General features: G+C 41.2%; 5 protein-coding genes and 1 tRNA gene. 1 reads left to right on the forward strand and 5 read right to left on the reverse strand.

Annotation, left to right across the window (positions count from 1 at the left end; genetic code table 11):
- Positions 1 to 262: 262 nt before the first annotated feature.
- From ADF68_RS06190 to ADF68_RS06205, 4 genes are all read right to left on the reverse strand, one after another.
- The gene (locus ADF68_RS06190) at positions 263 to 2,593 is read right to left on the reverse strand and encodes a DNA translocase FtsK (RefSeq protein ID WP_075230527.1); all 2,331 of its coding nucleotides are present in this window, start codon (positions 2,591 to 2,593) and stop codon (positions 263 to 265) included.
- A 90-nt stretch (positions 2,594 to 2,683) separates the two neighbouring features.
- Entirely contained in the window at positions 2,684 to 4,639 is a 1,956-nt protein-coding gene (locus tag ADF68_RS06195; protein WP_049549065.1) for a PTS fructose transporter subunit IIABC, read from the reverse strand.
- Entirely contained in the window at positions 4,636 to 5,547 is a 912-nt protein-coding gene (gene pfkB / locus ADF68_RS06200; protein WP_049549066.1) for a 1-phosphofructokinase, read from the reverse strand. The genes ADF68_RS06195 and pfkB overlap by 4 nt, the downstream gene beginning before the upstream one ends.
- Positions 5,544 to 6,284 (reverse strand): DeoR/GlpR family DNA-binding transcription regulator, encoded by a 741-nt coding sequence (locus ADF68_RS06205; protein WP_049549067.1) that lies wholly within the window; start codon positions 6,282 to 6,284, stop codon positions 5,544 to 5,546. The genes pfkB and ADF68_RS06205 overlap by 4 nt, the downstream gene beginning before the upstream one ends.
- A 161-nt stretch (positions 6,285 to 6,445) precedes the next feature.
- Between ADF68_RS06205 and ADF68_RS06210 the strand changes: the two genes are divergently transcribed.
- Positions 6,446 to 6,533 (forward strand) — tRNA-Ser (locus tag ADF68_RS06210).
- 158 nt (positions 6,534 to 6,691) lie between these two features.
- Here ADF68_RS06210 and ADF68_RS06215 read toward each other — a convergent pair.
- Positions 6,692 to 8,026: an Nramp family divalent metal transporter gene (locus ADF68_RS06215; protein ID WP_049530065.1), complete on the reverse strand. Its 1,335-nt coding sequence runs from the start codon at positions 8,024 to 8,026 to the stop codon at positions 6,692 to 6,694.
- Between the last annotated feature and the right edge of the window lie 95 nt (positions 8,027 to 8,121).

The following is an 8,121-nucleotide window of genomic DNA, read 5'->3' on the forward strand; positions in this document are numbered from 1 at the left end:
AATTCTTCACATAAGAGCTCTAGCTTACCCATTCTATGGAATCTTGCATTATCCATAATAATATAGTGGATTGAACTTAGAGTAGTACACCATGGATTCTAAAACATTTCTAGAAATTAGTTTGACTTTCCTAATCTCTCTGTTCATATCTTATTTCAATCCACTATAGCTATAAAAAGGAAACTTCATCGTAAAAGTTAGACCATTTTTGACTAACTTTTCAATAAAGTTTCCATGCATTTTTATACTATTTTTACGTTTTTTATTGTTGTAAAACCTTTCGTGGCTTCGTTCCTTCTGCTGGACCAATAACCCCAGCCATCTCTAATTCTTCCATCAAGCGAGTTGCTCGGTTAAAACCAACTGATAATCTACGTTGAATCATGGATGCGCTCGCTTTTTGAGTTTCAATGACCAGAGCCTTAGCTTCTTCAAATAGTGGATCTCCACCTTCATCTCCTGTGCCAGACTCACCTTCTGTCTCAGAAACCTCTCCGGGATCAAAGCTTTCATCATAATCAGCATCTGCTTGAGCCTTGATAAAACTAACAATACGCTCAACATCATCATCAGAGATAAAGGAGCCTTGCAGACGAACAGGGTGGTTTTCATCGATTGGTTTAAAGAGCATGTCCCCTCGACCAAGCAATTTCTCAGCACCATTTTCATCTAAGATAGTTCGCGAATCCGTTCCAGAAGATACAGCAAAGGCTACACGTGACGGTACATTGGCCTTAATCAGACCAGAAATAACATCAACCGACGGACGCTGGGTCGCGAGGATCATATGAATACCAGCCGCACGCGCCTTCTGTCCTAGACGGATAATGGCATCTTCTACTTCCTTGCTAGCTACCATCATGAGGTCAGCTAACTCGTCCACAATCACAACAATCAAAGGAAGAGGTACTTGTTTGTACTCAGACTGAGCATTGAATTCCTCCACTTTAGCATTGAAACCAGCAATATTACGAACCCCAATTTTGGCAAAGAGTTCATAACGGTTTTCCATCTCATCTACGACTTTTTGAAGGGCCTTGCTGGCCTTACGAGGGTTAGTCACGACCGGAATCAAGAGATGAGGGATATCGTTGTAAACTGATAACTCAACCATCTTCGGATCCACCATCATAAACTTGACTTGGTCTGGACGTGCCTTCATGAGAATACTTGCAATGATACCATTAACTGCAACAGATTTACCAGAACCGGTCGATCCAGCCACAAGTAAGTGAGGCATTTTAGCCAGGTCGAAACTGCGAGCTGTACCATTGACAGCTTTCCCAAGGGGAATTTCTAGCAGATTTTCAGGTTTAGTTTGCGATTGTTCCCAGAGTTCTCGGAAAGAAACTGTTGCGATTTCTGAGTTTGGAACTTCAATCCCGACCAAGGATTTCCCTGGAATTGGAGCTTCGATACGGACATCTTTCGCAGCCAAGGCCAGAGCCAAGTCATCTGCTAGATTGGAAATGCGATTGACACGAACACCAACTGCTGGCTTAACTTCGTACTTTGTAACTGATGGACCGATTTCAGCACGTTCAACCGTTACCTTGATTCCGAAACTCGCAAAGGTTTCTTCCAAAATTTTGATATTTTCTCGTACGATTTTCTTTTCTTTTGACTGATCTTTTGGTTTATCAGGTGCGAAGAGTTGCAAGCTGGGGAGTTTGTACTCTAAAGCTTTTTTAGCAGAAAAATCTACTTCAACATCTTCATCTTCTACATAGTCATCCTCCTGAGGAATGTCATCTACTTTAGGATAATCATAGTCCGCTTGCGGGAGAATAATCTCAGGTTCCACCCATTCTTCCTCTGGAAGGAGTGGTAAATCATCAAAGTGAACAGGAGGAGCTTCTAAAATCTCGCCAGTTTCCATATCAACAGGAGGTATATCCAATAAGGCTTGCTCCGCTTGTTCTTTTTCTAGTCTTTCCTGCTCCTCTATCTCCTTACGCGCTTTTTCTTCTTCTCGTTTGATGAAGCGTTCTTGTTTCTTCAGCTCGCGTCGCTCCATCCAAAGCGAAAAACGTGCTCCAAGAAAATCAGCAACGTCATAGACAGACCAGGGACTGACTAGAAGAGCACCGATCAAGATTAAGATGGCTCCGATAAAGTAAGTACCAATATTTGAAAAAAGAAAGGCGACTGGAATATAAAGAGCAACACCTAGAAGCCCTCCTCCAGCAAAGCTAGTCACACGAAAGCCTGTCAAATCTGTCAAAACTTGGGCTAAAGTCCCCTTTAATACCGCCTGCTCGATGCCATATTTCCATACAAGATAAGCTTCAAAAATCAGCAATAAGCCTGAAAAAATGCAAAGAAAACCTGAGATCAGACCTTCTTGCTTCCGAATCCATTTGAAGAAAAAAAGATAGACTAGAACGACAAAAATGACCAGATAGGCTAGACTTCCTACTAGTAATCGAATAAGGTTATAGAGCGTGAGTCCAACTGCTCCTAATCTCAGAGCAGCGAACATTAAGCAAAAAGCTATGACTAAGGAAATTAACATCCGTTGGATAGCTTGCTTTCTTTCTAATTCAGCTTTTGACGGTCTCCGTCTTGTTTTACTTGTATTTTTGTTTGCCATGCTTCTATTATACCATATTTCAGAAACATCTAGAGAAATCAAAAAAATGACCGTCCACTTTCGTGATCAGTCATTTGAATGTATTTGTAATTATTTTTCTAAAGGTTTACGAAGGTAACCATAAACTACACCACTAACAAGTGCTCCAATCAAGACAAAGACAAGGTAAAGAAGGGCATTTGTTGTAAGGGCGATAACGAAGATTCCTCCGTGAGGTGCCATGAGTTTGATACCTGCAAGACCAACAAGTCCACCTGCCACTGCTGAACCAAGGATAAAGCTTGGGATAGCACGAGCTGGGTCAGCCGCACCAAATGGAATCGCTCCTTCAGTGATGAATGACAAGCCCATAACGATGTTAGTCAAACCAGAGTTGCGTTCTTCTTTAGTAAATTTATCTTTGAAAAGAAGTGTTGCAACGAAGATCGCAAGTGGTGGAACCATTCCTCCAGCCATAACTGCTGCCATAGCTACTGAACCACCTGTTGACACTGTTGCTGCAAGAGTACCCGTACCAAAGACATAAGCTGCTTTATTGACAGGTCCACCCATATCGACAGCCATCATTCCTCCAAGAACGATACCAAGAAGGACAGCTGAACCGCCTCCAAGACCTGAAAGGAAGTCGTTCATTGCAGTGTTGATTGCTGCCATTGGGATGTTAACAGCAAGCATAACAAATCCTGTCAAGACTGTTCCAAGAAGTGGCAAGAGAAGGATTGATTTAGCACCTTCAAGTGAACGTGGAACCTTCACGTATTTCTTAACCAAAAGTACCAAGGCACCAGCGATAAATCCACCAACAAGAGCTCCTAGGAAACCTGATGATACACCTGCAAGAGCTGAAGTTGCTTCACCACCTTGAGCATAAGGGATTTTACCAAAGGCAAAACCTTCTTTGGCAATAGCTCCAGCTACGAAACCTGCTACCAAACCTGGTTTTTCAGCGATTGAGTAAGCAACATATCCTGCAAATACTGGAAGCATCAAACCAAAGGCTGATCCACCGATTTTCATGAACATAGAAGCGAGTTCATGGTAAGAACCAAGATTTCCAAGGCTCTCATTTGGAACCCCCAAAGCACCATCAATCAAGAAGGCGAGGGCAATCATGATACCACCACCGATAACGAATGGCAACATTTGTGATACACCACTCATCAAGTGTTTGTAGAAGGCACCACCTAGACTTTGTTTTTCATTAGATGCTGTTGAAGCTTGCGCTCCATTAGCAGCTCGGTAGACTTCAGCATTACCAGAAAGAGCCAAGTTGATCAACTCTTCTGTCTTACGAATACCATCTGCAACTGGACGATTTACCAATGGTTTGCCATCGAAACGATCCATTTCAACTGCCTTATCTGCAGCGATGATAACAGCTTTAGCCTTACGAATATCTTCTGATGTCAATTTGTTACCAACACCGCTAGCACCATTGGTTTCAACCTTGATACCGACACCCATTTCCGCGGCCACTTTTTGAAGAGCTTCTTGTGCCATGTATGTGTGGGCAATTCCTGTTGTACAAGCTGTAACTGCTACGATAAAGTCACCAGATTCATTCGCAGGAGCTTGTACTGGCTCTTGAGCTTTTTCTGAAGCTTGGTTAAAGAGGTCAATAACTTGATCAGCTGATGTTACTTGACGAAGTTTGTCAGCAAAGCCGTCTTTCATCAAGTATTGAGACAATTCTGCCAAGGCAGCCAAGTGAGTATCATTGGCACCTTCTGGAGCCGCAATCATAAAGAAGAGGTCAGTTGGTTGTCCATCTAAACTTTCGTAGTCAACACCATTGTTTGATTTAGCAAAGAGAACAGTCGCTTCCTTAACAGCAGCATTTTTACTGTGTGGCATTGCAATACCATCACCCAAACCTGTAGAAGTCAAAGCTTCACGCGCTAAGATTCCTTCTTTAAAAGTTTCAAAATCTGACACGTATCCGTGTTCAACCAAGCTATGAATCATTTCTTCGATAGCTGCTGTTTTTTCAGTTGCTTGCAAATCAAGCAACATGACATCTTTTCTCAATAAATCCTGAATTTTCATCTTTTTTCTACCTCAACTTTTTCATAAGTTTCTTTAATAAATGCTGCAGTTGCCAAGTCATCTGAGAAGGTGGTTGCTGTTCCACATGCCACTCCCCACTTGAAGGCTTCTACTGCGTCTTTTGATTTGACAAACTCACCAGTAAATCCAGCAACCATCGAGTCACCAGCACCAACTGAGTTTTTCACTGTTCCCTTGATCGGTTTAGCAAAGTATGCTCCATCTGATGTTACCAAAAGGGCACCATCACCAGCCATAGAGATAATAACGTTTTGAGCACCTTTAGCCAGCAACTCACGAGCGTATTTCTCTATCTCATCTAAGCTTTCAAGCTTGACTCCAAAGATAGCTCCCAGTTCATGATTATTTGGTTTGACCAAAAGAGGTTGATAATCCAAACTATCGATTAAGGTCTGACCTTCAAAGTCACAGACCACTTGAGCGCCTGTCTGACGAGTCAAGGCAATCAAATCCTTGTAAATAACATTGCCTAAGTTTTTTGCACTCGAACCCGCAAAGACAACTGTATCTTCTGCTGTTAAACTTGAAAGAATAGCTTTTAACTCTTCAAGTTGTTCAGCTTCAACAGTAGGACCAGTCCCATTGATTTCTGTTTCTTGATCAGCTTTAATTTTAACGTTGATCCTCGTATCTTCTGCTACTTGGACAAAGCGTGTTTCAATATGCTCTTCAGCCAAAGTATCAGTGATAAATTTACCTGTAAAGCCACCGATGAAGCCTGTCGCAGTATTTGGAATATCCAAGCGTTTCAAGACACGGCTAACATTGATTCCCTTACCACCAGCAAACTTATCATCACTGTCCATACGATTGACACTACCAACTTCCACTTTATCCAGACGGACAATGTAGTCAATAGATGGATTTAGTGTGACTGTATAAATCATACTTCGATAACCTCCGTTTTCTCTTTGATAGCTGACAAGAGCTCGTGACCCTTACTTGTAATGACAATAGCACGTTTTATAGGAGCTACCTTAGCAAAACAAGACTGACCAATCTTGGATGAATCTGCTAGAACATATGTCTGTTTAGCATTTTCTAAGATAGCACGCTTGACGGCGCCCTCCTCCATATCTGGAGTTGTAAAGTAACCTTCATCTACACCATTCATTCCAATAAAGGCACGATCAAAGTGCAGTTGGTTAATCTGGTTAAGCGCTACTCCTCCAATACTGGCATCTGTTGTCATCTTGACTCCACCACCGATAATGACTGTTGGGATTTGCTTATCCACTAATTGAACCGCATGGTGAATGGAGTTGGTTACTACAGTAATGTCTTTTCGCTCCAATTCCTTAATGAGAAAGGCTGTTGTACTTCCTGCATCCACAAAGATAACATCTTTTTCTTTGATGAGGGAAGCTGCCTTTTGCGCAATCAATTTTTTCTCTTGAAGGTTTTTGACAGATTTTTCTTGAATGGTTTCTTCTTCTTGCAAGGAGTGAGGCAACTCTGCTCCTCCATGAACTCGGCGAAGTTTATTTTCAGACTCCAATTCATCTAAATCACGTCTAACTGTTGATTCTGAAGTATCTAGCAAGCCTACTAATTTCTCTAAAGTTACGACTTTATGTTTACTCAGCTCCTCTAAAATCAACTTTTTTCTCTCAGTTTTTAGCACTTACTCACCTCCTGTTAACGATTACAATAATCATTCTAACACAAAAAAAATCAAAGTCAAGCACTTTTTGTCATTTTCTTTCATTTTCTATCATTTTGCCAATTGTTTGAATTTTATTTGCAAGATACTTGCCTTTATGATAAACTATTTTAGTAAGTATTGGAAGATTACTCAAGAGGCTTAAGAGGCCGTGTTGGAAACGCGGTAGGCGTGTGAAAGCGTGCGTGGGTTCGAATCCCATGTCTTCCGTAGCTATAGTGTGGCTGCATCTTGATGCAGCTTTTTATAATGGATTTTCGTCTAAGATGAGAATTCCAAAAAATCACCCAAGATTCAACTCTTGGGTGATTTTTTTCTTCAATTTTAATCATCAAAATGATATTTTTTCTACTTCATCTCAGATGCTCTTAAAAAATATCAAATAGCAATTTCACATTGAGAACAGTTAAGATAATGGAAACAATATAACCAAGGATGGTATTCCATTTAGCATTGGTAAATTCGCCCATCAGTGATTTCTTAGAAGTTAGATAAATCAAAGGGAAGATTGAAAATGGAAGAGCGATTGAAAGAAAGACCTGTGAATAAACCAATAACTGATCCAAGGTTTTTTCTTGATGACCAAACAGAACCGCTACTATCATAACAGGCAGTAAGGCAAAGAGACGAGTCGCCAAACGAATGAACCACTGAGGCAATCGCATATGCAAGAAACCTTCCATAACGATTTGTCCTGTCAAGGTACCTGTGATAGTCGAATTCTGACCACTGGCTAATAGGGCCAAGGCAAACAAGGTTGATAAGGTTGAGCTAGCTATAGCTCCCGCAATGGTAGAATCCTGCAGGGCGTTATACATTTGAGAAAAGGCAGAAATCTCAGATGCATGTCCGAAAAAGAGGGCCGCCCCTAAGATTAAAAGAAGGGAGTTAACGATAAAGGCCAAGGACAGTTGAAGATTCGAGTCCCAGGTCATAAAGCGCACGGCTTTTCGAACATCATTCTTGTCCTTGTGATTGATTTTCCGAGTTTGAGACAAGGAAGAATGCAAATAGAGGTTATGGGGCATCACTGTCGCACCCACGATACCTAACGCCAAGGTTAATTGACTTTCATGCCCTGGCAAAGGACTTTCAAATAAGGTTGCATTCGGTAGATAACCCTCAACGATTCCTTGGAAGCTTGGATGTGACAAAGCTACCAGATAAGTAAAGATTGCTAAAATCGTTAAAATCAGTGTTGTCACAATAGCTTCAATCTTCTTAAAGCCAAATTTCATCAGAAGCAATAAGAGAAAAACATCCAACACGGTCAAGAGAATTGCTATCATAATCGGAATCTTAAAGAGAAGATTGAGAGCAATCGCTGAACCTAGAACTTCTGCCAGATCTGTCGCCATCAAGGCTAATTCTAAAATCACCCATAGACTATAACGAAGCCATTTAGGTGAATGATGAGCCGTTGCTTGAGCCAGGTCCATCTGGGTTACAATACCAAGCTTTCCTGCCATCTGCTGAAGTTGCATGGCAATGAGAGATGAAATCAAGATAACAAACAAGAGACTATACTTATAGGAAGCACCACCGACTACACTGGTAATCCAGTTTCCTGGATCCATATAACCAACTGCGACAAGAGCACCCGGACCTAAAAAGGCCTTTAAATTTTGCCAGAAATGATTGTTATTTGGAGTATCGATAGATTGATTAATCTCAGAGAGTGACACTTTTTTATGAGAAGACATAGATACTTACCTCTTTCTAAACCTACTTTTTCATTAGACTTCCTGCGAAACTAGAATCCTAGTTCACGGTTGATAATGCCAGCAATCAAATTCAT

The organism is Streptococcus pseudopneumoniae, from assembly GCF_001068775.1.
In the GTDB taxonomy this organism is placed as follows: Bacteria; Bacillota; Bacilli; order Lactobacillales; family Streptococcaceae; genus Streptococcus; species Streptococcus pseudopneumoniae_N.